Genomic DNA, 26,356 nt, shown 5'->3' with positions numbered 1-26,356 from the left:
AGGGTTGAACATCCCCCCCGAGACACAGGACGCCCCTGTCTCTCCATCTGTTCGGGCGCAAGTGCAGTCACTGCACCGACGCTGAGCGCGTCGAATCGAATACCCCCCACTCCAAGAGGAAGAGCCGCCGAGAACCTCGCGGGCTTTTCCCTTCGGTCCCCTTCTGCGAAGCCGGCCGCCCCATCAATCACGACGCTATGCCGCCAACGCTCCCGGTCTCACCAGGACGTCTGTGTGTTCGTGCGTCCAAGCAATAGGACTAAACCACCATGACTGATACCATCACCCTCCAGGCCTTTTCCGTGGCACCTGAAGGTACAACCACCACTACCCGAGAAAAGCCGTCCGCCGATACCTTTCAGGCGTATGTGGATGGCTCTTCACTCGGGAACCCTGGGCCGGCCGGCTGGGCCGTTGTCCTGCGAGAACGGGACGCACCAGGAGAGCCGATCACGACCCGCGTTATCGTCGGCTCCGCAGTACATGCGACGAACAACGCCATGGAACTAGAGGCCGCGACCATGGCGCTCACGAGCCTTCCACTGGATGCTCGGGGGACCGTCTGGAGCGATGCCAAGTATGTCGTGGACGGGCTAAACGAATGGCTCCCGAAATGGGAGCGGAATGGATGGAAGGGCAGCAAGGGCAAGCCCGTGAAGAACATGCGGGAATGGTTGACGTTGGCGGCCCTCTAGCGGCAGCGACCGGGCGTGAGCTTCAGATGGGTGCAGGGACATGCTGGGAACCGATACAACGAGCTTGCAGACACTTCGGCGAAGACGGAGGCAGAGAAGGTCCAGGCTGGCCTTCCTGCGGTAATTCGATTGGAGTTGAACCCTTGAGCATCGGAAGGGGACTGTCGAGGGGGACCGCTTCGGAGAAGGACCGGCTGGAGAGGGAGGCCCAAGCCGGCACCCGTGAGGACCGGCCGACCGTACTGCGGCTTCGGGACATTCATACATGCCCACCCGTCTTCCAGCCCAGGCTTGGAGAAGATCGGAACGGGGCGACCAACGGCGACCATGTACGGGCGCTGGTCCACCAGCTCGATACCATGCCGGCCGGGGCCCGGAAGCTGGAGCCCATCGCGGTCTACGCGGCCGGGCGGCGCTTCTACATCGTGGACGGTCACCACCGCAGGGCCGCCTATGAAAAAGCCGGGATCACCGAAGGCATCCCTGTCAGGCATTTTGAGGGGACGCTTGAAGCGGCTATCCATGCAGCTCTGGAGTTCAATAGCCGTGCCCATCTCGGGCTGACGAACGCTGAACGTAACGAAGCCGCGTGGCGGCTGGTGTGCATCGGGGAGATGAAGCGGCCGAGGATCACAGTCGCGGCGATCGTGCAGGCTTCACGCCTTTCGAAGAAGAGCGTCGAAAACATGCGGGCGCTCTGGAGACGGTTGCAGGCTCGCTTTGGGGACAACTGCGACATTACCGGGGAGCGCCTGCCGGCGGTCTTCGACACCTACAGGGAGGCCGTGGAAGCGGACCGAGGAGAGAAGAAGGAGTTCACGAAGGAGATGCGAGACGCGATGATCGGACAAATGGTGGACAAGCTAGGCAAGGCCCTGGGCAAGCATCCGCACCAGCACCCCGAGATGATGGGCGAGGCTCTTGTTCGCTACCTTGGCGAGGTCCGCTTCGCGTCCATGGTGGAGGAGCAAGGGTTCATGAAGGTGGAACTGGAGGAGCTTGAAGAGTTCCGGGCATGGAAGGACCGAGGGGCGATAAACCCGCATGTCTTACACCCCGCAAAGTGCGGGTTCGGAGACGCAGGCCATGACTACCGGACCGACCCGAGCGACTTCTAACCGCAGTTTGCAGCTCCCCGCAACTTGCGGACGCAACGGAGTGACAGACAACGGGAGCCCTGGGGCTTTTGCCCGTCCAGCCGATGCGTCCCGTGGGTTGCCATGGCACGGCCACGCCTCTACAACAAGACTGTACAACAGCACCCGGCTTGAGCCCCGTGCAACCCTTGTAGCGCAAGGCTCTCAGCCTCTTGAAGGCTAGTCCTCTCCTAGGCACCATCACCTCACAGGATGTTGGTCTGCAAGCTAATCAACCAAACCATTTTCTTAGCTTGCAGTGTTCACCGCTCATGACGAGCGATGTCGCTTCTCTCCTAACTAAAGACTTGCTTGCTCGAACCGGCATCAACGCAGGCCTGCTGCTTCTGACGAGCTTCAAACACCTGTGGCGCTAAGTGCTTGCTGAATAGTGGCGCTTCAGGATGCTGTCCGTTGGCGCTCTGATCTATTTCACTGCCCGAAGGCGGATTTTACGGCTTTCCAGCCGGGAGAGATGATCATGCTTGCGATCGGTATCAGCACAGTGCCGAGCGCCAGGCCGAATAGTCCGAAGGCAGCGGTTTCAGCAAACCAGCCGACGATCGGTCCAGCCGCGTTACCGGCAAGCTCATGCACATGCTCGATCGCTGCCGCCGGACCATGGATGCCGAATTCGTGCATACCATGCGCGACGATGCTGCCGCCGACCCAGACCATCGCAGCCGTGCCAACGACGCCCAGAACAAGCATGATGGTCGGCATGCTCTTGACCATTGCGCGCCCGACACCGCGGCCAAAGCCGGTGAAAGCATTGCGTGCGAGATAGATACCCATATCGTCCAGGCGAACGATCAGCGCCACGGCGCCATAAACAAGCATGGTGATGCCGACGCCGACAATGGCCAGCACGGCAGCCTGCATGATGAAGTTGTCGACCTCGATGGCGGCCAGCGCGATCGTCATGATCTCGGCGGAAAGGATGAAGTCGGTCTTGATGGCGCTTGCAACCTGCTCATCCTCACGGCTCGCCGCATTCATTGCGACCGGCGTGAGCTTGTTTTCATGGCCTTGCGCGTGGCTTGGCGCCAGAGCGTGGAACACTTTCTCCGCCCCTTCATAGGCTAGATAAGCGCCGCCGAGCATAAGAAGCGGCGTGATGGCCGAGGGAAGAAAAAAGCTCAGTATCAAAGCTGCCGGCAAAAGAAACAGGAGCTTGTTCTTGAGTGAGCCGACAGCGATCTTGCCGACGATCGGCAATTCCCGTTTGGCGGCAAAACCGTCGAGGTAGCGCGGCGTGACAGCGGCATCGTCGATCACGGCGGCACTGGCCTTGACGCCTGCCTTGGTGGCCATACCGGCGACATCATCGACCGAAGAAGCCGCAACCTTGACGATGCCTGCTATATCGTCAAGCAGCCCCAACAGTCCGATGCTCATGCACGTCTCGCTTTTTCTCGTGTTCGCTGAGATCAAATTGGACAAGCCAGCCGCCAAGGCAAGGCGGCGGTTGTTCCTTTGTGCAACTTGCCGCATACAGGCGGCTCTCAAGAAGAACAGCAGGGAACAAGCATGGTGCAGCAACAAAAGCCCAGCGAGCGGATTGCAATCATCGGCAGCGGCGGGATCGGCGGCTATCTGGCAGGACAACTTCATGCCGCCGGCCATGATGTCACCTTGTGCGCGCGCACACCCTTCGACAAGCTTGTGATTACCGAAGCAAAAGACGGCTCGGAAACAACAGTGCCTGTTCGCATCGCCACGGACCCTTCTGCGGAAGAGCCGGCCAAGTGGATCCTGGTGACCACAAAGGCGCAGGACGTGCCGAGTGCCGCTCCCTGGCTGGAGCACCTTACGGGCCCTGAGAGCCGCATCATCGTGGTGCAAAACGGCATCGACCATGAAGAGCGAGTGCGCCCCTTCTTGCCGGCAGACGCGACGGTTGTGCCGTCCAGCATCATCTGCGCGGTGGAGCGCCGGGCGCCCGGGCACATCCTTCATCACGGCCACGCCAAGATCAGCGTGCCAGGAGGCCCGATTGCCGATGAGCTTACCGCCCTGTTTTCCGGCAGCGCCTTCGAGATCATCGGCGAAGATGACTTCCTGACGGTCGCCTGGGGCAAGCTGCTGACCAACGCCATGGTAAATCCAATTACTTCGCTGACCCTGCGCCGCAGTGCGGTTCTGGCAGACAGCCAGGTTGCGGAACTGGCTCGAGCGATCGGCCGCGAGGTCGTGGCTGTGGCCAAGGCTACTGGCGCGAAGCTCAGCGACGGCGACATCGAAGGGCCGCTGGCGCGCTTGGCCGGCTCTCCCACAGGTGGATCATCGATGCTTTACGATCGGCTGGCCGGCCGGCCCCTCGAATATGCGTTCATTACGGGAGCGGTGGTTGCCGCCGCTGAAAAGCACGGCATCGACGTTCCGGTTAACCGAACGATCCTGGCCCTATTGAAGGGCGCTAGCGGTCACAGTCTAGATGGGGCAAACTGAAGCCATTCAGACTTCTGCGATGCCGCGCATCGTTTTGCCAGCTGCGAAAATCAGCCGGCACAACACAGGTCTTTGAAACGCCATGCGCAAGACGCTCTGTGATGTTCGCCGCCCCGAGATCGTGCAGGCCGCAATCAAGGCAATCTCGGAAAACGGCCTGCCGATGCCGTCATATGACAGCATTGCGGAACAGGCTGGCATGTCACGCCAGCTCATCCGCCACTATTTCCCGGAGCCGGAAGCCTTGATGGTCGCGGTGTGCGAGGCCCTGGCCTCGGCACATCGCATGCTGCTCCTGCGCGGTATTCATCAGGCGAACTCGACCGAGCGTCTGCCCTTGTTTCTGGATTACTACTTCAATCTTCTGACCAAGCAGGGAATATCCAAGCCTGCGGATACGGCCGTCTATGATGCCGTCATGTCGCTTGCGACAGGGTCGGCGGCAGTGCGGAACACGCTCAAAGACCACTACAATCTCCTGCAGCATACGATTGCGCACGAGGTGCAGATCAGCAATCCCGATCTCAGCCAACGTGCCTGCACCGAAATCGCATTCCTGTTTTCCAGCCTGATCCAGGGACATTGGAAACTGGTTGCCACGTTGGGCTTTTCGGAAAGCTATAACCGCGTCACGCGTGAAGCCATCGATCGACTGATTCAGTCCTACAAGATGCGCTTCGACGATCCTGATCTGGCTGAACCGGAGACCGTCTAAGCCTAAAGTTGCACGACTTCGGCCGCCGTTTCCCTGATTTTCGAATTGAAAGTTGAAGACTTTTCCTGCCACTGTGCCTTGCAGATGTTCGAGCATCGCAACTCGCAGGGGGAGGAAACATGCGCAGTCGTAAACGAGCCAAGGATCGGCGACTTGAAAGACGACTTGCCAGAAAGGTCACGAAGACCGGCGAGAAATACGCTCCCGAAGTTTATCAGGCCTATCTGTCTGGGATGCAGCGCGGCATGGAAATCAAGGAACAGCAAAGAGCCGAGATCGAGGCAGTCCCTTACCAGGACATCTTTGGCAACCCCATTACTTCCATGAAGATGCGCGAAATACGGACCGAGGATGCCATATGCGCCGTGTCCGCCAGCAGCCCTTCGGCAAACTTCCACTAAGACGATACGAAATAGATACGCAGAGGTTCTGCTTTTACGTCAAAATTACATAGGAATTTACCTATCTGCAACGACACAGGGTTTATACCGAGCGCGTAGATCTTCGACAGGGTCGCGACCATGAAGTTTGATGTGGATGGGCCGGAGCCCGTTTATGAAATCTGGGGGCTCTGCTTCCTGGCTGTTATTTTCAATTACGTGTATTGGTCTATTATCGCCTAGGTCGACCTCTACAGCGTATGTGATCTTCGCGCACGCCCATATCAAACACGTGTTTTAACGGCGTTCCAGCCAATGCCATATGAAGGTCGCAAGCGGGGTTTCAACATGAACCCATACCTGCTTGTCTGCCGTGCTATGCAATAAAGCGAGCTGGCCGCACACCAGCGTTGCAGCTGACGAGCTTTCCCCTTCCAGATCGACAAAGGTCATTTCTTCCAGGAGGCTCCGCAGCTTCGGACCTTGCAGCTCAAGCGTGCAATAAGCGTCGTCAGCCAGGCTGACGGCGTAACCCTCTGCATTCCAGCCCGGCTCGGCAGCGAGCGGGTCGACGGAGGTGAGTAGCATGCGGTCGCGGCCAATCCGCAGCGCCTGAATGTTTCCTTCGGAGATCTGCCAAAGACCGATACTCGGTGTGTCTGGTGCGAGGTTCGCCAAAGCTGTTTCAAGGTTCCCGCTGACAAGCAGCCGGTGAAGGTTCGGCACGACGCGTGCGCTCCAGCCATTACCGTCGAGTGTCGCAGTGCTCCAGTCCGGCACCGGCGTCCAAAAGGCGCCACGATCGAGCATGGTTTGCGGCCGATGATCAGGCATTGAGGCGCGCTCCTTCCGGATCGAAAGCGCAAGGATCCGTGATTTCGGCGCGGAACACCTGGCCGAGATGCACGAGGTCTATCATCTCGCCCTTGCGCTCCATGCCGCGCTCAATGAGGCCGAGCGCGATCGGTCGGTTCAGGGTGGGGCTTTCATAACTGGACGTCACAAACCCGATTGAGCGACGCGTGTTGTTCACCGTCTCAACACCGTGCGTCCCGACCGGGAGCATCGTTTGGCCTTCCACGGTCAATCCAACCAGCTGCTGCCGGTCCGCGCGCTGGGCGTTATCGGTGAAGAGCGAGCGGCGGCCGACATATTCATTCTGCCGCTTGTTCATAGGCCCGGTAATGCCGAGATCATGCGGCATGGTTGTACCATCCGTGTCCTTGCCGGCGATGAGATAGCCTTTTTCGGCGCGCAGCAAGAGCAGAGCCTCGGAGCCCATCAGGACCGCATCGAGCTCCTTGCCCGCTTCGCGCATGGCCGCAAGCAGGTTTGCAGCCTTGGATGAGGGTACGGCAATCTCATAGGAGCGGTCGCCGGTGAAGGAGACGCGTGACACGCGCGCCATTGCCCCATCGAACTGGCCGTCAGCAAAGGCCATGTGCGGCAAAACCGCGTCGTCAAGATCGACGCCGAGGCTAAGGGAAGAGACGAGCTTTCTGGCTCTCGGACCGCTGGCGGTGAGCGTTGCCCATTGCGGCGTGGAGTTATGAACGAAAACGCGAGCGGGATCAAAGCGGTCCTGACGCCATTCTTCGAGACGCGCGACCACGCCCGCGACATGGCCGGATGAGCAGGACACGACGTAATGATCGTCGGCGATCTTCGTGGTGACGCCGTCATCATAGATCACGCCGCTTTCGGTGAGCATGAACCCGTAGCGGATGCGGCCGGGCTTCAGCGTCGACAGGGTGTTGTAGGAATTGTAGTCCACCAGCGCGCCGGCATCGGGGCCGATCACCTCGATCTTGCCGAGCGGCGAACCGTCAAGAATGGCAACCGCTGTGCGCGCGGCGATTGCTTCGCGACGAATATTGGCTGCGCCGTTGGCGCCGCCGAACCAGGCGGGACGCAGCCAGCCGCCATATTCGCGGAAGGTCGCGCCTGCTTCGCGATGCTCGTTCTCCAGCACCAGACGGCGCACAGGGTTGAAAAACTCACCGCGCCGTCGTCCCGCCACAACGCCGAAGGGCACCGGCACAAAGGGCGGTCGGTAGGTCGTCGTGCCGGTCTGCGGAATGGTGCGGCCGGTCAGCGCCGCCATGGTGGCGAGACCGTTCATGTTCGAGGTCTTGCCCTGATCGGTCGCCATGCCGAGCGTGGTGTAGCGCTTAAGATGCTCAACGGCGCGGAAGTTCTCGCGTTCGGCAAGCGCGATATCCTTGACGGTGACGTCGTTCTGAAAATCCACCCATTGCCGGCCTTGAACGCCAGCTTCAGGCCAAGCGGGGGCAATGGCGTAGGGATGGATTGGCCCGTCGCCGCCGAGGATCTCCGCAAGCGAATAATGGCCGGATGCGGCGCCGACCACCCGCATGCCGGGCAGGTCTTCGCGCGGCACGAAGGCGGCGATCGTTTCGTCGTAAGCAAGTTTGCCGCCGGCTTGGCAATAAAGATGCACGCTCGGCGTAAGGCCACCGGACATCAGCAGGCAATCGGCCGCAAGGCGCTGCCCGGATACCGTGACGGCTTCAACGCCGTTGCTGCCATGCACTGCCTCGATCCGCGCGCCGGCGATTGCGCCGTCATGGGCCTGCTGCCGCAGATCGGCGATCGTCACATCCGCACCGGCAGCACGCAGCGCCTCGGCAACAGGATAAGCGCGGCCATTGTTGGTGGCGAGCACGATGCGGCGGCCGACCAGCACCTTGTGTTGCGCAAGATAGCTCAGCGCGGCATCGGCCAGCATGATGCCCGGGCGGTCATTGTCCGGAAACAGAAGCGGCCGCTCGATGGCGCCGGCGGCGAGGACGATCCGTCTTGCGCGCACGCGCCATTGCGCATCAGGCTGGCCCAGGCGGCGCTGCCAGAGGGCGACGAGATTGTGGTCGTAAACGCCGTACGCCGTGGTGTTTGCAAGAACGCGATGCCCCTGCGCCGTTAGTTCGGCGGCAACTGCCGACGCCCATTCCCCACCTTGCTTGCCGTCAATCTCGGCATGACGAAACAGGAGCGAGCCGCCGATCGTTTGCTGATCATCCACCAGCATCACCGAGCGGCCCTCGCTTGCTGCCTGTGTGGCGGCATGAAGGCCGGCAGGGCCGCCGCCGATCACCAACACGTCGCAATGGGCCGCTATCTGCGGGTTCTGCGCAGGCGGTTCGTTTGTCGGATCAAGCCGCCCAAGCCCCGCCATTGCGCGGATGGAAGGCTCAAACCGGTGCCAATCCGGCCAGATAAAGGTCTTGTAGTAGAAACCTGCCGGCAGAAGCGCCGCAAAGCGATCAAGGAAGCCCTTGCGATCACCAGCCGCAGTCGGGCTGGCATTCACCGCGCGCACCACCATGCCATCGACCAAAGCTTCCGTCGTGGCGCGCAGGTTGGGTGTGGTGACGCCGTTCAGCGTGACATCGACGAGCGCATTGGGCTCCTCGACGCTATAGCCCATGATGCCGCGCGGGCGATGATATTTGAAAGAGCGCCCCACCACGCGCACGCCATTGGCCAGCAGCGCGGAAGCGATCGTATCGCCGGGCCGGCCATCATAGCGCGTGCCGTCGAAGGTAAAGTGCAGCGTTTCATTGGCAAGCGAACCGATGCGATGGCTTGTCATGCTCAGCTCTTCCGCAGCGCGTTTGTGGTGGAAACCACATGGCTGACCGTATCGCGCTCCATCAGAAAATACTCGCCGCAGGTCTGATGCACCCAGATCTCGCTCGTCGCGCCACGCGGATTTCCCACCCGGTGGAGATATTTCGACCAGTCTTCGGCCGAAACTTCTGGCGCAGGCTCCGGGCGGATCTTGCCGGCTTCGCCGCCGAAGGTGAACTCGGTTTCGTCACGCGGACCGCAAAAGGGGCAGGAGAAAAGCTGCATGATCGCCTCCTAATGCGCGATGCCGGATCCGGCCGCCTCGTCGACCAAGCGGCCGGTGCGAAAGCGATCCAGATCAAAGGGACGGCTGATGTCGTGATGCTCGCCGGTGGCCAGCAGATGCGCAAACACCACGCCGCCGGCCGGAATGGCCTTGAAGCCCCCAGTGCCCCAACCGCAGTTGAGATAAAGGCCGGGCACGGGAGACGGGCCGATGATGGGCGACGAATCCGGCACAACATCCACCACGCCGGCCCATTGCCGGAGCATCTTGAGCTGCGCGAAAGACGGAAACATCTCGAGCATGCCCGACAGCACCGTTGCCTGAACCGGCGGATTGCCGCGTTGGGCGTAGGACGGGATGCGGTCGATGCCGCCACCTACCACGATCTCGCCTTTGTCGGACTGAAACATGTAGGTGCCCGTGCCGAGGTAAAGCACGACCGTGTCGAGGCAGGGTTTTACCGGCTCTGACACCATGGCCTGCAGCGAATAGGATTTGATGGGCAGGGTGAAGCCGGCCATATCCGCCATCACGCCGGAATTGCCGGCGGTCGCGATGCCCACGGCTTCGGCGCGGATCTCACCCTTCGAGGTTTCAACGCCGACGCAGCGGCCCTTTTCGATGAGGAAGCCGGTCACGGCGCAATCCTGGATGATATCGACGCCGCGGGCATCCGCCGCGCGGGCATAGCCCCAGGCAACCGCATCATGGCGGGCGACACCGGCCCTGCCCTGCCACACGCCGCCGAAGATCGGATAACGCGCTTCGTCGCCGCTGTTCAGAAGCGGTGCTTTTTCCAGAACCTGTGTGCGCGAAAAGAGTTCGGCATCGGTGCCGTTGATCTGCATCGCGTTGACGATGCGGGCTGCAATTTCCATCTCGGCGTCGGAATGCGCGACGGTAACGACGCCGCGCTGCGAGAACATGATGTTGTAGTTCAGTTCCCGCCCCAGCGTTTCATAGAGCTTCAGCGAATAATCGTAGAGCGCCACGCTTTCGGGATAGAAATAGTTGGAGCGAATGGTTGCCGTGTTGCGGCCGGTATTGCCGCCGCCGATCCAGCCCTTTTCGATCACGGCGACCTTCGTCATGCCGTGGTTCTTCGCGAGGTAATAAGCGGTTGCGAGCCCCTGCCCGCCGCCGCCGATGATGATGGCGTCGTAGGCGGGCTTCGGTTCGGGCGAGCGCCAGGCCTGCTGCCAGCCGGAATGACCGCGCAGCCCCTCGCGAAGAAGGCTCAGCGCCGAATAGCGTTTGTGGAGGCGCGGTGGCTGCAAGCGAGATCCTTCGACGTCGGCCGGCGATCCGGCACGGTCACCTGATTGCCACACTGAGGCAAGCGCCTACCGCCAGGGATTCGACATTTACTCCAGTTCCTGCGCCATGTGCAGGCGGGCATAAAGACCATCCAGAGCCAGAAGCTCGCGATGTGTGCCAGTTTCCACTACGCCTGAGCGATCCACCACGACGATCTTGTCGGCGTTGCGGATGGTTGCCAGACGGTGTGCGATTACCAGCGTGGTGCGGCCTTTCGAGAGTTCGGCCAGCGACTTCTGGATCTCGCGCTCGGTTGCCGTATCCAGCGCCGATGTGGCCTCGTCGAGGATCAGGATCGGCGGGTTCTTCAGGAACATGCGGGCAATCGCCAACCGCTGCTTCTGACCGCCCGAAAGCTTCACGCCGCGCTCGCCGATGATCGTGTCATAGCCGGCCGGCATCTGGGCGATGACGCTGTCGAGCCGCGCCAGCCGCGCTGCCTCCACGATGTCGGCTTCCGCCGCATCGAGGCGGCCATAGGCGATGTTTTCGCGGATCGTGCCGCCGAACAGAAACACATCCTGCTGAACGATGCCGATCTGCCCGCGCAGAGATCGCAGTGTCATGTCGCGGATGTCGATACCGTCCACCGTGATCGTGCCATCCTGCGTCTCGTAGAAACGCGGCAGAAGCGAGCAGATCGTGGTCTTGCCGGCGCCGGACGGGCCGACAAAGGCGACGGTGGTGCCGGGTTCGATGGCGAGATTGACACCGGACAGAACGGGCGTGCCGCCATAGCCGAAGCTGACATCGTGATAGTCGATCCGGCCGTTAAGCGCCGGCGCTTCCCTTGCATCGGTTCGGTCTGCGATGTCGGGTTCGGTGTCGAGCAGTTCGGTGTAGCGACGGAAGCCGGCAATGCCTTTCGGATAGGTTTCGATTACCGAATTGATCTTCTCGATCGGGCGGAAGAACACGTTGACCAGCAGCAGGAAGCCCACGAAGCCACCGGCCGTCAGTTCGCCTTCCAGCACGAAATAGGCGCCGGCGACCATGACCACGAGCTGGATCAGACGCATGCTCATGTAGGACAGCGAGGTGGAAGCGGCCATCAGCTTGTAGGCTTCGAGCTTGGTAGAGCGATAACTTGCATTGTCGCGCGCAAACAGCTGGCGCTCGTGGTCCTCGTTGGCGAAGGCCTGAACGACCCGCATGCCGCCGACATTTTCCTCGATGCGGACGTTGAAGTCGCCGACGCTGCTGTAAAGGGCGCGCCAGTTGCGCGTCATGCGGGCGCCGTAGCGGCTGGTGACCCAGGCCATGAACGGCACGATCACGACAGCGATCAGCGCGAGCTTCCAGTTGACCGAAAACATCAGGGCAAAAGCGCCGATCAGGGTCATGAGCGCGATGAAGAGGTCTTCCGGACCGTGATGCGCGACCTCGCCGATTTCCTCGAGATCCTTTGTCACGCGGCCCACGAGGTGGCCGGTTTTATGGTTGTCGTAGAAGCGAAACGACAGTTTTTGAAGGTGATCGAAGCTTTTTCGGCGCATTTCGGTTTCGATATTGATGCCGAGCATGTGGCCCCAATAAACGACGACGGCCATCAGGCCGGCGTTGATGGCGTAGATGACGAGGAGGGCTGCGGAGGCGAGGAGGATCAGGGTCCAGTTTTCGGTGGGCAGCAGATCGTCGATAAAGGCGCGCACCGCCATGGGGAAGCCGAGTTCAAACAGGCCGGCAAGCACCGCGCAGCCAAAGTCCAACAAAAACAAGCCCTTCCACGGCGTGTAATAGCTGAAGAAGCGCTTGAGCATGGGCATGGACAAGGCAGATGACCGCGATCGGGGCGGGGTAGCAGGCATGAAAAACGTCCGGATTCACGTGAAAGCGACGGCCGGATTGGCATCGGCTGGTGCGGCAGCGCTTGGCGCCTTCTAGCCAGCTTGGCGCATGGGGGCAACGATCGAGCGGCTCTTTGCGCATGTCCAAGGGGTCAAGCGGGAGCGCCATTTGCGCATTTGGCTGCACGATTTGCGCATTTGGCAGCGCAGAAAGCTGTAAAAATCGGGTCTTAAAACCTAGATCGGGGAGATGACAGACCTGAAAAACGCCTCCCCCGCCACTCGCCCGCAATGGGCCGACGACGTTCTCACTTTTTGGTTTGACGAGCTGAAGCCGGACGACTGGTTCGCCGGTGGCACGGCTGTCGACGACCGGATCCGCGACCGCTTTTCGATCCTTCATGACGAGCTCAGCGGCGTCTTGCCGAAGGACGTTGTCGGCGATGCGAAAACGGCGCTGGCGGCGATCATCGTGCTCGATCAGTTTTCGCGCAATCTGTTTCGTGGAACCGCGAAGGCGTTCGCGAGCGACGATCTCGCTTTGGCGATCACGCGGCAGGTGCTCGACCACGATCTCGATCAGGCGATGAGCACGAATGAGAAGCTGTTTCTTTACCTGCCGCTCGAACATTCGGAAGTTCTGGCCGATGGCGAGCGGTGCGTGGCCTTGTTTCAGGGGCTCGGCCACGAGGGTGGATTGAAGGCCGCGATCGAGCATCGCGATATTCTGGCGCGCTTCGGACGCTATCCGCACCGCAACAAGGCGCTGAACCGGGAGAGCACGCCGCAGGAGCTCGCCTTCCTTGCCGAACATGAAGGCTTCGGACAATAAGCCTTGTTGCCAGTTGATCTTGCGTCTGTTCCGGCGCTGCCGGTAAACTGGACTTAAAAGCAGGATCGGCGGAGGGACCCGAAATGGCGAAAGCGGTTAAAGCTGCGCAGGCAGAACCGGGTATGGAAGACACGGCATCGGACAAGCCGAAGCGCGTTCGCAAGACGGCTGCCGTTGATCAGGCCGCATCGAGCGAAGCCGCGGTCAAGCCGAAGGCTGCCGGTCGCGCAAAGGCCGTCCGGAATAGCGCACAGGCTGATACGGTCACTGCGGCTGAAGCGGCGAAGCCGGCACCGCGGTCTCGCGCCAAGTCCAGCGCAGCCGATGGAAGCGCAACGGACAAGGCGACCAAGCCCCGCACCCGCAAGGCGGCGGATGCGGCCAAGGCCGACAAGTCGAAGGCCGAGACCGCAGATCAGGACGCGGTTTCAACAGACACTGGCGATATGAAGCAGGCTGCTGGCGGCGCTGCAAAGAAGCCCAAGGCGAAAACAAGCAAAGCCGCCGCCGCTCCTGTCGAAAAGCCCGCGGCGAAAAGCCGGGTGCGTAAAAGCGCATCGAGCGCCGATCAGGAGCCGAACACCGTATCGGTGGCCAATGCGGGGAATGCCGCGGTTTCCGTTGGTTCCAGCAGCGACGAGACGTCCGACACGGCTTCACCGGCTAACGCTACGGAAGCCCTTGCTCCCGTCGAGACAAAAGCAACCTCGACCGCTGGCACGCCAGCGGAGGCGTCCTCGCCGGCCGAAGCCATGAGTGAAACGGCTTCCGTTGAAAGCACATCGGACGCGGGTGATGCTGCCATATCCGCATCGCCGGCGGATGCGCCGAAATCGGCCTCGGCCGAGAAGCCCTGGCTTGCGAGCTATCCCTCCAACGTGCCGAGCGTCATTCCGGGCCTGCCGGCGGATTCGCTTGGCGACCTGATGGTCAATGCCTGCAAGCGCTATGCCGGACGGATCGCGTTTTCCTGCATGGGTCGGGACATGAAGTTCGCGGAACTGCAGGAAGCATCAGCCGCCTTCGGCGCTTATCTGCAATCCAAGGGCCTGCGCAAAGGCGCGCGCATCGCCTTGATGATGCCGAACGTGCTTCAATATCCGATCGCGCTGATGGGTGCGCTGCGGGCGGGCTACACCGTGGTCAACGTCAATCCGCTTTATACAGCGCGTGAGCTGGAACATCAGCTCAAGGATGCCAGCGTCGAAGCCATCGTGATCCTGGAGAACTTCGCCCATACGCTTCAAAGCGTGATCAACAACACGTCGATCAAGCATGTGGTGGTGGCGAGCCTCGGCGACCTCATGGGGCTCAAGGGCATTGCGGTGAACCTGGTTGTCCGGCGCGTCAAGAAGATGGTGCCGAAATGGACCCTGAGGAACCATGTCGGCTTCAATGCCGCGCTGAAAGCCGGTCGCTCCGCCAAGCTGAACCCGGTGGCGGTTGCGCCCCAGGATCTCGCCTTCCTGCAATATACCGGCGGCACCACCGGTGTTTCCAAGGGCGCGATGCTCAGCCACGCCAATGTTTTGTCGAACATCGCGCAGAACGCGGCCTGGCTGGAAAGCGCCTATAACAAGCGCGCACGCCCGGAACGTCCGGTTTATGTCTGCGCGCTGCCGCTTTATCATATCTATGCGCTGACGGTGAACGCCCTGATGGGCATGCAGCAGGGCGCGCATAACGTGCTGATCCCCAATCCGCGCGACATTCCCGCTTTCGCGAAGGTGCTCAAGCGCACCAAGTTCAACATCTTCCCCGGCCTCAACACGCTGTTCAACGCGCTGTTGAACAACAAGGACTTCCAGAAGCTGAATTTCTCGTCGCTCGTGCTGACCTTTGGCGGTGGCATGGCGGTGCAGCCGGCGGTTGCCGAGCGCTGGCAGGCGCTGACCGGCTCGACCATCGCGGAAGGCTATGGCCTGTCGGAAACCTCGCCCGTCGCCACGGCCAACCGCTTCGATGCCGACACGTTTTCGGGCACGATCGGCCTGCCGCTGCCATCGACGGAAGTCTCGATCCGCGATGAAAACGGCGTCGAGGTCGCGCTCGGCGATGTCGGCGAAATCTGCATTCGCGGACCGCAGGTGATGTCGGGTTACTGGAACCAGCCGGAGGAAACGGCCAAGGTAATGACGGCGGACGGCTTCCTGAAGTCCGGCGATATCGGCTTTATGAACAAGGAAGGCTACACCAAGATCGTTGACCGGAAGAAGGACATGATCCTGGTTTCGGGCTTCAACGTCTATCCCAACGAGATCGAGGAAGTCGTCGCGCGCCACCCCAAGGTGCTGGAAGTGGCGGTGATCGGTGTTTCGGATGAAAAAGCCGGCGAAGTGCCGAAGCTGTTCGTGGTGAAAAAGGACGACAGCCTCACCGAAGAAGAGTTGCGCGAGTTCTGCCGCGAAAACCTGACCGGCTACAAGCGGCCGCGCCATGTCGAGTTTCGTGCGGACCTGCCGAAAACGGCTGTCGGCAAGATCCTGCGGCGCGATCTGCGGAACTGAGCCGGCGAGGATCAGAGCGGGAGGTCTCGGTGCCAGAATCTCCCACTCGCGCCTGCTGCGTGACCTCCCCTTAAGTGGGAGGTTGGAAGCGGCTGGCTGTGTGTTCAGCGGCTAGTCGTTTTCGCGCGCTTCGCGTTGGCGCATCGGCATGGAGTCGATCAGGGCAAACAGGGCGTCCGGTGAAACGGGCTTGCTGTCGCGCAGCTTTTCCTGGCCATCCTTGCCAAGCAGGATCACCGTGAAGCGCTGCTGATCGTCGACCTTGAAGCGGCGGCGCAGGGCATCGGCGGGCGGCAGGCCGCCGAGCTGGCCGCCATCCGAAACGGTGCCGCCGACGATCGTCAGGATGGTGAGATCGCGGTTTTCTACCTCTTCGCGAACAGCCTGAAGATCATCGGTCTGGTTGGCGACGTCCTGGTTCATCTGGTCGCCGAACACCAGCACCACGCGGCGCTTCCAAAGGAACTTGCTGAAGATGTCGCCGCTGCCGGCTGCGGCAGGAATGGCGGCGGCGGCAAGGGCTATCGATGCGGCGGTCAGCAGATGCATCATCATGGCTGTTGCTCCCTTTGGAACTGGGATAATTAAAGCGGCAGCCTTGAGGTGTCAGTCGTCCTTACGGGCTAGAACCAGCCTGTTGAACCCTCCTGGTCGATCACCATCGCCAAGACCCGCCGCTTACGGATTAGCCTTGATATAGGCCGGAAGATCGGCAACGGAACCCAGGATCACATCGGCCAGGCTGCCCAGGGTCTGACGCGAGCCCGTGCCGCTGAGAACACCCACCGCCAGACCGGCACCGGCGGCGCGCGCCATCTCCAGATCATGGCGGTTGTCGCCCACCATCGCCACTTCGCTCGGGCGCAGACCGTTCATGTCGGCAAAGGCATGCAACACATCGGGTGCGGGCTTTGGATTGGCCACAGCATCATAGCCGTAGGCGGCCGCAAACATCTGCGCGATGCCGAGCGCCAGCAGCGTTTTTTCCGCGCCGAGCGTCGAATCGTTGGTGGCGACGCCGAGCTTGATCCCGTTTTCGTGAAGAGCCGTCAGCGCTTCCCTCACGCCATCGAGCGGCACCGCATGATTGGCACCTTCCTGGGCGGTGAAATCATCATAGCTCGCCACGAGCGCATGGCGCTCTTCCTCGTTCGCCTGCGGATACCAGAGCGCGATGAGCTCGGCATTGGTGCCCGCGGCAAACACGGAATCGGGCTTGAAGCGGCGGTTTTCCGCATCGTAGCCGGCGACATCCAGCAGCCGTTCGGCTTCGGCCCGGTCGCCGTCTGCGGCCTTCATCGCCATGTTTTCGGCAATGGCGCGCCATGTCGCCTCGAAGTCGATGAGGGTTCCGTCCTTGTCGAACAGGATCGCCTTGATTGCCATGGGTCGGCCCTCAGCTGCGCAGAGAAGAAATGGCGGCAACGAGGCCGGCGGTGGAGGAATCGCGGCCTTGGGCATCCGCCTTGCCTTCGATCACCGGCTGGAGTTCGGTGGCGAGTTCCTTGCCGAGTTCCACGCCCCACTGGTCGAAGGCGTTGATCCCGAACAAGGCCGCTTCCACGAACACGCGGTGCTCGTAGAGCGCAATCAGGCGACCGAGCGCGTAAGGATCGAGCAGCTTGTGCACGATCGTCAGCGACGGGCGGTTGCCGGGGAAGACCTTGTGCGGCGCGAGCCTGGCGACCTCATCGGCGGCCATGCCCTTTTCGCTGAGCTGGGCCTTTGCTTCTTCCAGCGTGCGGCCGCGCATCAGGGCTTCCGACTGCGCCAGACAGTTGGCGATTAGAAGATCCTGATGGGTCTTGAGCTCCGGCTCGTGCGACTGCGCGGCGATGATGAATTCAACCGGAATGACATCCGTGCCCTGATGCAGCAGCTGGAAAAAGGCATGCTGGCCGTTCGTGCCGGGTTCGCCCCAGACCAGCGGGCCGGTCGGCGTATCCACCGGCTCGCCATCGCGCGTGACGCGCTTGCCGTTGGATTCCATGTCGAGCTGCTGGAGATAGGCCGGCAGGCGCAGAAGGCGCTGTTCATAGGGGATCACCGCGCGGGCGGGATAATCGCAGATCACGCGGTGCCAGTAGCCGATCAAACCGAGGATCATCGGCAGGTTGGTTTCAACCGGCGCATCGCGGAAATGGGTGTCGAGCGCATGCGCGCCATCGAGGAAGCGGCGGAAGTTCTGCGGGCCAACGGCGATCATGATCGGCAGGCCGATGGCCGACCACAGCGAATAGCGACCGCCGACCCAATCCCAGAAGCCGAACACGCGATCTTCGGGAATGCCGAAGGCTGCGACCTTGGGCAGCGCGGTGGACACGGCGGCGAAATGATGCGGCACGGCGTCTTCGCCGAGTGCACCCGCGATCCAGCGGCGCGCGGTTTGCGCGTTGGTCATGGTTTCGATCGTGGTGAAGGTCTTTGACGCAACGATCACCAGGGTGGAGGCTGGGTCGAGCGCTTTGAGCGTATCATGGATATGGGCGCCATCGACATTCGACACGAAATGAGCGCGCGGGCCGTCATGATAGGGGGCGAGCGCCAGCGTCGCCATCACCGGGCCGAGATCGGAACCGCCGATGCCGATATTGACGATGTCGGTGATCGGCTTGCCGGTCGCGCCCGTGATCGAGCCATCGCGGATGCCATCGGCAAAGGTGCCCATGGCGTCGAGCACGGCGGCGATATCGGGCAGAACGTTCTTCCCGTCGACCACAACCGGATCGCTGCCGTTGTTGCGCAGGGCGGTGTGAAGAACGGCGCGGTTTTCGGTTGTGTTGATGACGTCACCCGCAAACATCGCATCGCGGCGCTCGGAAACGCCTGCGGCATCGGCGAGCTTGTGGAGGAGCTGCATCGTGTCGATGGTCACGGCGCATTTGGACCAGTCGAGCAGCATGTCCTCGAAGCACGCGGACAGGGTGGCGAAGCGGTTTGCATCGCCGGCAAACAGGGCGCGCATGTCGGTGGGCAGGGTTTGGCGATGCGCGCGCAACGCGGTGATCGCTTCGGCAACATGCGGCTTGGACATAAAACGCTCCTTGTTCGCATCGCAATGCAGGGTTTTTGCATATATCGCGGCCGCCCCTCAGCGCCAGTTTTATCCTGATAGTTAGCAACCTATTCCTGTTGCTGAAGCATCCATCAAAAGAATTGGTGGCTTAGTGCATTGGTCCAGGGTTGATCCAGATCACCCCCTCCCATAGCGTCAGTTCGGAGGGAAATATCATGTCGCATCGCAATGACGCCGCTCTTTGGTCGGGCTTGTTTCGAATTTCAGCGGATTCGGGTCAGACCCTGCAGGCGCAGATCCGACAGGCCATCGTCGCCGCCATTCTCGATCGCCAGATCGCGGCGTCCATGCCGCTGCCGTCCTGCCGCATCCTGGCCGACAAGCTGGGGGTCGCGCGCGGAACCGTGGTGATCGCGTTTCAGCAGCTGGTGGATCAGGGCTTCCTCGTTGCGCGCGAACGGCGCGGGCACTTCGTCAACCCGCAGGTGCTGGCGACGCCCGGCAAGCCGGCGGCAAAAACCGACATCGCGCCATCAGGCATCAACTGGAAAGCGCGGCGGCGCGTGGCGGCGAGCGATATGCCGCGTCCGCTCAAGCGCGACAACTGGATCGCTTCGACCTATCCGTTCGTGTACGGCCAGTTCGATCCCAACCTTTTTCCCACCGCCGAATGGCGCGAATGCAACCGCATGGCGCTTGCGGTGCTCGAAATCCGCAACTGGGCGTCCGATGTGGTGGATCGCGACGATCCGCTTCTGATCGAGCAGATCCAGGCGCGTTTGCTGCCGCGCAAGGGCATCTTCGCCAATCCCGACGAGATCATCGTGACCTTGGGCGCGCAGAACGCGCTCTACATGCTGGCCACGCTTTTAATGGGCAAGGGCTCGCGGGTTGCCATGGAAAATCCGGGCTATCCCGATGCGCGCGCGATCTTCACGCTGGCGGGTGCGGCGATCGACCCGGTGCCGGTGGATGCAAACGGGCTGGTTGTGTCCGACATTCCCGACGACAGCGGCTTCGTGTTCACCACCCCCAGCCATCATTGCCCGACCATGGTGCCGATGACGCAGGAACGGCGGCAGGCGCTGATTGCCAGCGCGATCGCCAACGACCAGATCATCATCGAAGACGGTTATGACAGCCAGCTCGTCGACCAGGCGCCGCAGCAGGCCTTGAAGAGCCTCGATCGCTCGGGGCGCGTGGTTTATGTCGGCTCGATGTCGAAGACCTTGGCGCCGGGCTTGCGCCTTGGCTACATCGTGGCTTCGGCCGATCTGATCGCGGAATTGCGGGCGCTGCGGCGCTTCATGATGCGCCATCCGCCGGCCAATAACCAGCGTGCGGTGGCCCTTTTCCTGTCGCTCGGCCACCATGAAGCGCTCGTGCGCCGCATGTCGAACGCTTATGAAGAGCGCCGCCAGCGGCTGGTGCAGGCGACCTCGACCTTTTTGCCGGACTGGCAAACGCATGATCCGGCCGGCGGCACCTCCGTGTGGCTGGAAGGTCCTGGCGATACCGATACGCGCGCAGTGGCCGAAGCCGCCGCCCAGCGTTCGGTTCTGGTTGAACCCGGCGACCGCTTCTTTGTGGGAGAAAACAAGCCGAAACGCTTCATGCGGCTCGGCATATCATCGATCGGCTTGCAGCAGATCGAGCCGGGTATCCGCGAACTCGCCGCAGCCACGGTCGGCCGGCGACAGGTCGCGGCCTAGCCGAGAAAGCTTGCGTCGTAAGGCAGGCTCAGCTGCTCACCGTCTTGGAAGATGACGGTGAGCTTGTTGTCGCCTGCGCGCACGCTTTGAACGGGGTTGTGCGTGTCGGCCAACGGCGTGACGCCGAAGGTCTGGCGCACAATGACATCGCCCTGCCCGAGCGGGAAGGCGGTGGGGATGCCTTGTTGTGTCAGGGCGTTTTCGCCGAGCGACGCCGCATGGCCGGAGGCGCTGGCGCGGGCGTCTTCGATGCCGAGCACGCCGATGTGTCGGCTGTTCCAGGGCGCATAATCGCGGCCGCCATTCGACATCCAGAGCATGGTGACCGGCAAGACATCCGGTTGTTTCAAAACGATCAGCATGTCCCTTTCGGCATGGCGGCTGATCGTGGTCCAGCCGAGCGACGCGCCTTCCGCTTCCGCGAGCGTGAGGAAGTCTTCGTGGCGTTCGGCGGGCGGATAGATGCGCAGATCGGTCGTGCCGCCACGTTCAAGCGGAAAGGCGGTAAGATCGGCTTGTGCGGGATAGGCCAGGACGAAGCGGCCGCGCGCCGGGTCAGGCTCCAGGGAGGTGTCGGGCGTCAGCGCGAAGCGCTTGGGCGAAAAGCCGAGCAAACCACCGGCCTGCATGTGGGTCATCAGGTGGTGCGAAACGGAAACACCGCCCTGCCCGCCGATCAAGCGGTGTTCCTGGTAGATGAAGGGGTGATTGTCTCGCAGGGTGATGCGCTTTTCGACGGTGGCGCCGAATACCGGGCGGCTTAGCCGGAAGGTGGCAACACGACCGCCGTCGATCCGTTCGTCGGACAGAAGCGACCACGGTGCGTTGGCGGTCCAGCCGTGGCCCGGTGCGTCTTCCACATCGTTGCGCCCAAACGGCGCGCAGAAGAAATCGCCGGATAGCCGCGCAAGGCCGCTCGGGGTGTTTTCCGGCAGGTTTTCGCCGCTGTCGATCCAGGGCGCGCGATGCAGCGGATGAAGCACCCGGCCCTCCGCTTCCACATCCAGTGCGGCGATGTGGCCGTTGGTGAGGTCGAGCACCAGGCTGACGCCGGCGACATCCAGTCGATGATGATTGTTTTCGCGCATGGCAGTCCTCCTTCGCGTGCCTTATGTGAACAAAGCGGGTACTGGCAAGAGAGTCGCGTCAGCCCGGAACCACGTCGCCCTCTGCCATCTTAAACGCGCATCGTCATCATCCGAGGACGCTCCTTGATCCGAAAGAAAGTCAGGCCGCCGCGCAATCTCGTTCTGGTCATGGGTGACCAGCTGGATGGTGCGTCCGCGGCTTTCGACGGCTTCGATCCGGTGAACGACATCGTTTTGATGATGGAGCTGCGCGAAGAAGCCGACACGATCCCGCAGAACAAAAGGCGCATCGCCTTCTTCTTCGCGGCCATGCGCCACTTCTGCGCCGAACAGCGGGCGCTGGGCAGAACGGTGTTTTATTCGGAGCTGGACGAACCCGGCAATGCCGGCAGTTTTGTTGGCGAGTTGCAGCGGCGCTTCGAACAGATCAAGCCGGATGGCGCGGTGATCGTGCTCGAACCCGGCGATGACCGGGTGCGCGAAAGCCTGCAAGCGTCAGGACTGCCGGTTCAGTTTCGCGAGGACCGGCACTTCCTGTGTTCGCGCGATGCCTTCGCTGCCATGCGCGAAGACCAGCCGACGATGATCCTCGAAGACTTCTACCGCGCCATGCGGGTGAAGCACGATATCCTGATGAAGGACGGCAAGCCGGTCGGCGGGCAGTGGAATTTCGACAAGGACAATCGCAAGAGCTTTGGCCGCAACGGGCCGCCGCTTCTGCCGCCGAAGCCCATCTTCAAGCCGGACGAAACCACCGAAGACGTGCTGGCGCTGGTGGAGCGCTGTTTTCCAGACAATCCCGGATCGCTCGCGCGCTTCGACCTGCCGGTGACGCGCGACCACGCGTTGCAGGCGCTGGAGGATTTCGTGCGCTATCGCCTGCCGGACTTCGGCCGCTATCAGGACGCGATGGCGGGCGGACAGCCCTTTTTGTTTCACTCGGTTCTGTCCGGCCCCTTGAACCTGCATCTCCTGAACCCGCGCGAAGTGATCGATGCGGTGCTCGCCAACCCCTCGAACGCGCCGTTGAATGCGGTGGAAGGGTTTGTCAGGCAGGTGCTTGGCTGGCGCGAATGGGTGCGCGGCATTTATTGGCAGCTGATGCCAGACTACGCCCAGCGAAACGCGCTCGATGCCGACCTGCCCGTGCCGCGCTTCTATTGGACCGGCGAAACCGACATGCGCTGTCTGGCGGATGCGATCGGCCACACGATCCACCATGCCTATGCCCATCATATCGAGCGCCTGATGGTGCTGGGGCAGTTCTGTTTGCTGCTCGGCGTCCGGCCCTATGACGTGCATCGCTGGCACATGTCGATGTTCTGGGATGCGATCGACTGGGTGTCGCTGCCCAATACGCTGGGGATGAGCCAGCATGGCGATGGCGGCGTGATGGGCACCAAACCTTATGCGGCGTCGGGCGCTTATATCGACCGCATGAGCGATCATTGCGGGCGCTGCCGCTATGATCCCGGCCTCAGCGTCGGCGAGCGGGCTTGCCCGTTCACCACGCTTTACTGGGATTTTCTTCATCGCCACAAGGAACGCTTGGCCGGCAATTCACGCATGCGCGGGCCCTATGTGAACCTTGCGCGCAAGGATCCGCACGAGATGCAGCAGATCCGTGACCGTGCCGCCACCTTGCGCGATACACTGACGGCGGAAACCTTTTTGCCCGAGCCCGGTCAGGCGTAGCGGCGCGGAAAGGTGGAAATCGCGCGTGCGGCCGTTTCAACGCCGTGTTCGAGAGCGGCCTGGATCGTGTTGTTTTCGCTTAAAGCCGCAAGGAAAGCGGCGTTGAACGTGTCGCCGGCGCCCACCGTGTCGATCACGGTGACGTCCGGTGCGGGCACGTGGACCACGGTGTCGCGCGTGTAAGCGGACGCGCCATCGGGGCCGCGCTTGATCACGAGACGCTGGTGGGCCTGCAAGGTCTTTGCCAAGGTTTCGGCAGCTACGTCGAGATCATCGAGGCCGGTGAAGCCCTTGGCTTCCTCCGCATTGATGAGGGCGATGTCGGCTGTTTGCAGCCAGGTCTGGAAGCTGGCACGATTGGCGGCGGTCCAGCCTTCCACCGGCCAGCCGGGATCGATGGCGGTTCGCCAGTTTTTCGTTTTCAGCTGGTCGAGGAGCGCAACGGTGCCGGCGGCAATGGCGGGCATGAGGAAGTTGCCGGACAGAATGGCATGGGCCTGGCTGTGCGGTGCTTCAGGGATGTGGGCGGTCAGATCCTCCAGTCGGGCGCTTTGCAGATGCCCCGGCGTGGTGAAGAACACGCGGTCGCCGCCCTTGTGCACGATGCCGACCGTCAACGTCGTGTCGGCAGCATCGTTTATCCAGACGCTGCTTTGTCCATCGAACTGCGCGCGCAGCCACAACCCATTGGGGTCCGTGCCGGTGGAAGCAATGAAGCGATGCGGCACACGCAAGCCGGTGAGCGCGAGCGCCGTGTTTCCGGCAGAGCCGCCGGCGCGCTGTTCGGAGCGCTGCACCACCACTTCCGTGCCGATCGCCGGCCAGCCATCGACCTCGCCCAAAACGAGATCGACATTGGCATTGCCGAGCACAAGCAAAGCGGGCGTCGTCATGGCGCTTCGCCGTTTGTCACCTTCGTTGACCGAAGGGGCGACCCGAAGCCTTCGCCGATCCGGGCGGCGGCCGCTTCGATCGCCAGGCGCTGCACGGCGGGCAGGAGTGTGGCGACGGCACAAAGGCCCGCGTGGTCGGGCAAGGCGATGGTGATCGCGCCGTTCACCGGAGAATGCGCGCCGAGATCGAACAGGATCGGCGTCAGGCCATAAGACAAAGCGGCTTCGGCAACGCGCGTAACGGCGGCGGTATCCCCACCGGTGGGGCGAACGAGAACAAGCGCCATGTCCGGACCCAGCATCTCCATCGGTCCATGCAGGAGCTGGCCGAGTTCAAGCGCCAGCGACGGCGTGCGGGCGAGTTCGGTGAAGGTGAGGCCGGCCGCTTCGAGCGCGCTATGCGGCTGGGCGCGGCCGGACAGAACCAGAAGCGAACAGGTTCGCAGGCGCTCGATCGCTTCGGGTGGTGGGGCGACGCCGAGGGGATCGGCGGTTTCCAGTAGATCGAGCAGCGGCCTGATGTTGATGCCGAGTTCCTGGAGGATCGCGGCATGGAGGCACAGCGTGAGCAGGATGCTGCGGGTGGCGGCGAAGGCTTGTTCGCGACCGCCCTGCCCGATCAAGCACGGCACGGCACGGCCAAGCGTGGAGTCCGCATTAAGCGTCAGGCCGACATGATCGGCGTGATCGCGGATGCGCTCGAGATAAGCAGCGATCTCGCCCGAATTGCCGGATTGCGAGGTGAGAAGCGTGACGCGCGGTCGGTCGGGCTGCGGCGCGCGCATGGCTTCCGACAGGACTTCGGCGGCGGCATCGATGCCGGCTTCGCGATAGGAGGCCAGCGCCATGCGGTTTGCCCAATGCGAAGCGCCCATGCCGAGCATCAGGAGCTTGCCGGTCTGGCGGATGCGCGCGGCGATGGGGACGGCCTGCGGATGCGCCAGCGCATGACTTTGGAGGCCATCGCTGAACTGTCGGGCCATCTCGGCGCGCAAGGTGGTGAGGCCGGGCAACTCAGCCATGAGGGCGTGCCACGACCGGGACGTAGTCTTCGAGCTCGGCTTCGGGGAAATGCACGGTGCGGCCGGTTTCGGCCGAGAGATACAGGCCCATCAGCATTTCCACGACGCCCAGACCGTCTTCGAAGGTTTCGAGCGGCGTTTGGCCGGTGCGGAAGCATTCCACCATGTGACGGTTCTCGTCGGTGTAGCCGTAAACGCCGGCTTCGTCTTCGAGAACGGGCATCAGGCCTTGTTCGGCATTCTGCTTTTCAACGAGGTCTTCGCCCTCCGAACCCGTCACCTCACGCGACATGAAGATCTTGAGGCCGGTCGACAGCGAGTTGAACTCCATCGCGTATTCGGGCCCGAGCAGTTCGAGCTGGATGCGCAGACCGGCGCCGACATAGGCCCAGGAGGTCGAGGCTTCCACCATCAGCGTGTTGCCGTCCTCGTCTTCGAAGGTCAGCGTGCCCCGCGCGAAATCTTCCGAAGGGCGGTTGCGGTAATCGACGCCGAACCGGGTCCGCAGCTGGTCGGCGTAATGGGGGCGCGTCCATTTGAGGTTGGCGACCTGGCCGTTGGCCGATTTCAGCTTGAGCGAGGACCGCGGCGCGCCGGGGGCGGTCAGCAGATGGCGGCCGACTTCGACCGAATGGCACATCATATCCGACAAAACGCCGCCGCCCTGTTTGTCGCCCTGCCAGAACCAGGGCTCGTGCGGGCCGGAATGTTCTTCCGCCGCGCGCGCGAGATAGGGACGGCCCGTGGTCGAGGCGGCGCGGCGCCAGATGATTTCCTTGCCGCGCAGAACGGGCGTGCAGAAGACCTGGTTTTCGAGATAGCCGTGGTTGAGCCTGGCGTCGTCGGCCAGGCGCAGCATCTCGCGGGCTTCGCGCACGGTGCGCGCCAGCGGCTTTTCGCAGGCAACGGCGAACACCTTGGAGCGGCCGGCAGTGACCTCGGCATGCAGCACGCGCATCACATCGAGGCGAGTGTAGTTGGGCGACAGGATCCAGATCGCGTCGACATCATCGGCCTGGAACAGGGATTCCAAGCTGTCATGGGAGCGGCAAAGCCCAAGCCCAAGCTCGTCCACGGCCTTGACCAGCCGGTCGCGATTATCGGCGCTGCGGCTGTAAACGCCCGTGACATCCACATTGCGCACTCCGACCAGGGACTTCAGGTGGAAATGCGCGATGAAGCCGGTGCCGACGAAACCAACACGCAAACGGGGTTTTGGCAGGTCGGTCATGA

The 26,356-nt window shown here is 62.2% G+C and carries 22 protein-coding genes; 9 read left to right on the top strand and 13 right to left on the bottom strand.

The annotated features are described in order from the left end of the window. Positions 1 to 269: 269 nt before the first annotated feature. The gene (locus tag JYU29_RS14730) at positions 270 to 695 is read left to right on the top strand and encodes a ribonuclease H family protein (RefSeq protein ID WP_213985546.1); all 426 of its coding nucleotides are present in this window, start codon (positions 270 to 272) and stop codon (positions 693 to 695) included. Between the two features lie 143 nt (positions 696 to 838). Then, on the top strand, positions 839 to 1,813 hold the full coding sequence (locus tag JYU29_RS14720) for a ParB/RepB/Spo0J family partition protein (protein ID WP_213985544.1): 975 nt from the start codon (positions 839 to 841) through the stop codon (positions 1,811 to 1,813). A gap of 450 nt (positions 1,814 to 2,263) precedes the next feature. Here JYU29_RS14720 and JYU29_RS14715 read toward each other — a convergent pair whose 3' ends face one another. Continuing rightward, positions 2,264 to 3,229, bottom strand: a complete 966-nt coding sequence (locus JYU29_RS14715; protein WP_213985543.1) for a DUF808 domain-containing protein — start codon at positions 3,227 to 3,229, stop codon at positions 2,264 to 2,266. 132 nt (positions 3,230 to 3,361) lie between these two features. Here JYU29_RS14715 and JYU29_RS14710 point away from each other — a divergent pair, with 132 nt between their 5' ends. From JYU29_RS14710 to JYU29_RS14700, 3 genes are all read left to right on the top strand, one after another. Further along, entirely contained in the window at positions 3,362 to 4,282 is a 921-nt protein-coding gene (locus JYU29_RS14710; protein ID WP_213985542.1) for a 2-dehydropantoate 2-reductase, read from the top strand. Positions 4,283 to 4,364: 82 nt separating this feature from the next. Then, positions 4,365 to 4,997 (top strand): TetR/AcrR family transcriptional regulator, encoded by a 633-nt coding sequence (locus JYU29_RS14705; protein ID WP_213985541.1) that lies wholly within the window; start codon positions 4,365 to 4,367, stop codon positions 4,995 to 4,997. 119 nt (positions 4,998 to 5,116) lie between these two features. Then, complete coding sequence (locus JYU29_RS14700; protein WP_213985540.1) at positions 5,117 to 5,398, top strand: hypothetical protein; 282 nt, start codon at positions 5,117 to 5,119, stop codon at positions 5,396 to 5,398. 276 nt (positions 5,399 to 5,674) lie between these two features. On the opposite strand, the gene JYU29_RS14695 is transcribed toward JYU29_RS14700, so the two are convergent. The 5 genes from JYU29_RS14695 to JYU29_RS14675 all read right to left on the bottom strand — a co-directional run bounded on the left by JYU29_RS14695 (position 5,675) and on the right by JYU29_RS14675 (position 12,331). After that, positions 5,675 to 6,211 (bottom strand): hypothetical protein, encoded by a 537-nt coding sequence (locus tag JYU29_RS14695; RefSeq protein ID WP_213985539.1) that lies wholly within the window; start codon positions 6,209 to 6,211, stop codon positions 5,675 to 5,677. Next, positions 6,204 to 8,990 (bottom strand): 2Fe-2S iron-sulfur cluster-binding protein, encoded by a 2,787-nt coding sequence (locus JYU29_RS14690; protein ID WP_213985538.1) that lies wholly within the window; start codon positions 8,988 to 8,990, stop codon positions 6,204 to 6,206. The genes JYU29_RS14695 and JYU29_RS14690 overlap by 8 nt, the downstream gene beginning before the upstream one ends. A gap of 2 nt (positions 8,991 to 8,992) precedes the next feature. Then, positions 8,993 to 9,253, bottom strand: coding sequence for a sarcosine oxidase subunit delta (locus JYU29_RS14685; protein ID WP_213985537.1), 261 nt, complete (start codon positions 9,251 to 9,253; stop codon positions 8,993 to 8,995). A gap of 9 nt (positions 9,254 to 9,262) precedes the next feature. Beyond that, on the bottom strand, positions 9,263 to 10,531 hold the full coding sequence (locus JYU29_RS14680) for a sarcosine oxidase subunit beta family protein (protein WP_213985536.1): 1,269 nt from the start codon (positions 10,529 to 10,531) through the stop codon (positions 9,263 to 9,265). Between the two features lie 87 nt (positions 10,532 to 10,618). Beyond that, positions 10,619 to 12,331, bottom strand: a complete 1,713-nt coding sequence (locus JYU29_RS14675; RefSeq protein ID WP_213985614.1) for an ABC transporter ATP-binding protein — start codon at positions 12,329 to 12,331, stop codon at positions 10,619 to 10,621. A 277-nt stretch (positions 12,332 to 12,608) separates the two neighbouring features. Here JYU29_RS14675 and JYU29_RS14670 point away from each other — a divergent pair, with 277 nt between their 5' ends. Both JYU29_RS14670 and JYU29_RS14665 read left to right on the top strand, forming a co-directional pair. Continuing rightward, positions 12,609 to 13,190 (top strand): DUF924 family protein, encoded by a 582-nt coding sequence (locus JYU29_RS14670; RefSeq protein ID WP_213985535.1) that lies wholly within the window; start codon positions 12,609 to 12,611, stop codon positions 13,188 to 13,190. Positions 13,191 to 13,273: 83 nt separating this feature from the next. Further along, the gene (locus JYU29_RS14665) at positions 13,274 to 15,697 is read left to right on the top strand and encodes a long-chain-fatty-acid--CoA ligase (protein ID WP_431192865.1); all 2,424 of its coding nucleotides are present in this window, start codon (positions 13,274 to 13,276) and stop codon (positions 15,695 to 15,697) included. A gap of 111 nt (positions 15,698 to 15,808) precedes the next feature. Here the strand turns inward: JYU29_RS14665 and JYU29_RS14660 are convergent, their stop codons facing one another. The 3 genes from JYU29_RS14660 to pgi all read right to left on the bottom strand — a co-directional run bounded on the left by JYU29_RS14660 (position 15,809) and on the right by pgi (position 18,731). After that, a complete protein-coding gene (locus tag JYU29_RS14660) occupies positions 15,809 to 16,252 on the bottom strand; it encodes a DUF4174 domain-containing protein (RefSeq protein ID WP_213985534.1) in 444 nt (147 codons plus the stop codon). Positions 16,253 to 16,375: 123 nt separating this feature from the next. Beyond that, complete coding sequence (locus JYU29_RS14655) at positions 16,376 to 17,083, bottom strand: HAD family hydrolase (protein WP_213985533.1); 708 nt, start codon at positions 17,081 to 17,083, stop codon at positions 16,376 to 16,378. 10 nt (positions 17,084 to 17,093) lie between these two features. Continuing rightward, complete coding sequence (pgi, locus tag JYU29_RS14650; protein ID WP_213985532.1) at positions 17,094 to 18,731, bottom strand: glucose-6-phosphate isomerase; 1,638 nt, start codon at positions 18,729 to 18,731, stop codon at positions 17,094 to 17,096. Positions 18,732 to 18,928: 197 nt separating this feature from the next. Between pgi and pdxR the strand changes: the two genes are divergently transcribed. Continuing rightward, complete coding sequence (gene pdxR / locus JYU29_RS14645; protein WP_213985531.1) at positions 18,929 to 20,425, top strand: MocR-like pyridoxine biosynthesis transcription factor PdxR; 1,497 nt, start codon at positions 18,929 to 18,931, stop codon at positions 20,423 to 20,425. Here the strand turns inward: pdxR and JYU29_RS14640 are convergent. Next, the gene (locus tag JYU29_RS14640) at positions 20,422 to 21,513 is read right to left on the bottom strand and encodes a hypothetical protein (RefSeq protein WP_213985530.1); all 1,092 of its coding nucleotides are present in this window, start codon (positions 21,511 to 21,513) and stop codon (positions 20,422 to 20,424) included. The two genes, pdxR and JYU29_RS14640, sit on opposite strands and share 4 nt — an antisense overlap. Before the next feature lie 168 nt (positions 21,514 to 21,681). Here JYU29_RS14640 and JYU29_RS14635 point away from each other — a divergent pair, with 168 nt between their 5' ends. Continuing rightward, positions 21,682 to 23,208 carry a cryptochrome/photolyase family protein gene (locus JYU29_RS14635; RefSeq protein ID WP_213985612.1) on the top strand — a complete coding sequence of 509 codons (1,527 nt, stop codon included), beginning with the start codon at positions 21,682 to 21,684 and terminating at the stop codon, positions 23,206 to 23,208. On the opposite strand, the gene JYU29_RS14630 is transcribed toward JYU29_RS14635, so the two are convergent. Genes JYU29_RS14630 through JYU29_RS14620 form a run of 3 tightly spaced genes read right to left on the bottom strand, consistent with a single transcriptional unit; the run spans position 23,199 to position 26,354 of the window. Continuing rightward, positions 23,199 to 24,101, bottom strand: a complete 903-nt coding sequence (locus JYU29_RS14630; RefSeq protein ID WP_213985529.1) for a carbohydrate kinase family protein — start codon at positions 24,099 to 24,101, stop codon at positions 23,199 to 23,201. The two genes, JYU29_RS14635 and JYU29_RS14630, sit on opposite strands and share 10 nt — an antisense overlap. Continuing rightward, the gene (locus tag JYU29_RS14625) at positions 24,098 to 25,123 is read right to left on the bottom strand and encodes an SIS domain-containing protein (protein WP_213985528.1); all 1,026 of its coding nucleotides are present in this window, start codon (positions 25,121 to 25,123) and stop codon (positions 24,098 to 24,100) included. The genes JYU29_RS14630 and JYU29_RS14625 overlap by 4 nt, the downstream gene beginning before the upstream one ends. After that, the gene (locus tag JYU29_RS14620; RefSeq protein ID WP_213985527.1) at positions 25,116 to 26,354 is read right to left on the bottom strand and encodes a Gfo/Idh/MocA family protein; all 1,239 of its coding nucleotides are present in this window, start codon (positions 26,352 to 26,354) and stop codon (positions 25,116 to 25,118) included. Before JYU29_RS14620 ends, JYU29_RS14625 begins: the two co-directional genes overlap by 8 nt. Positions 26,355 to 26,356: the final 2 nt, after the last annotated feature.

It is taken from the genome of Tianweitania aestuarii, from assembly GCF_018457165.1.
Classification (GTDB): Bacteria; Pseudomonadota; Alphaproteobacteria; order Rhizobiales; family Rhizobiaceae; genus Tianweitania; species Tianweitania aestuarii.
The sequence above is the reverse complement of the archived record's forward strand: the minus strand, read 5'-3'. Positions and strand labels throughout refer to the sequence as shown.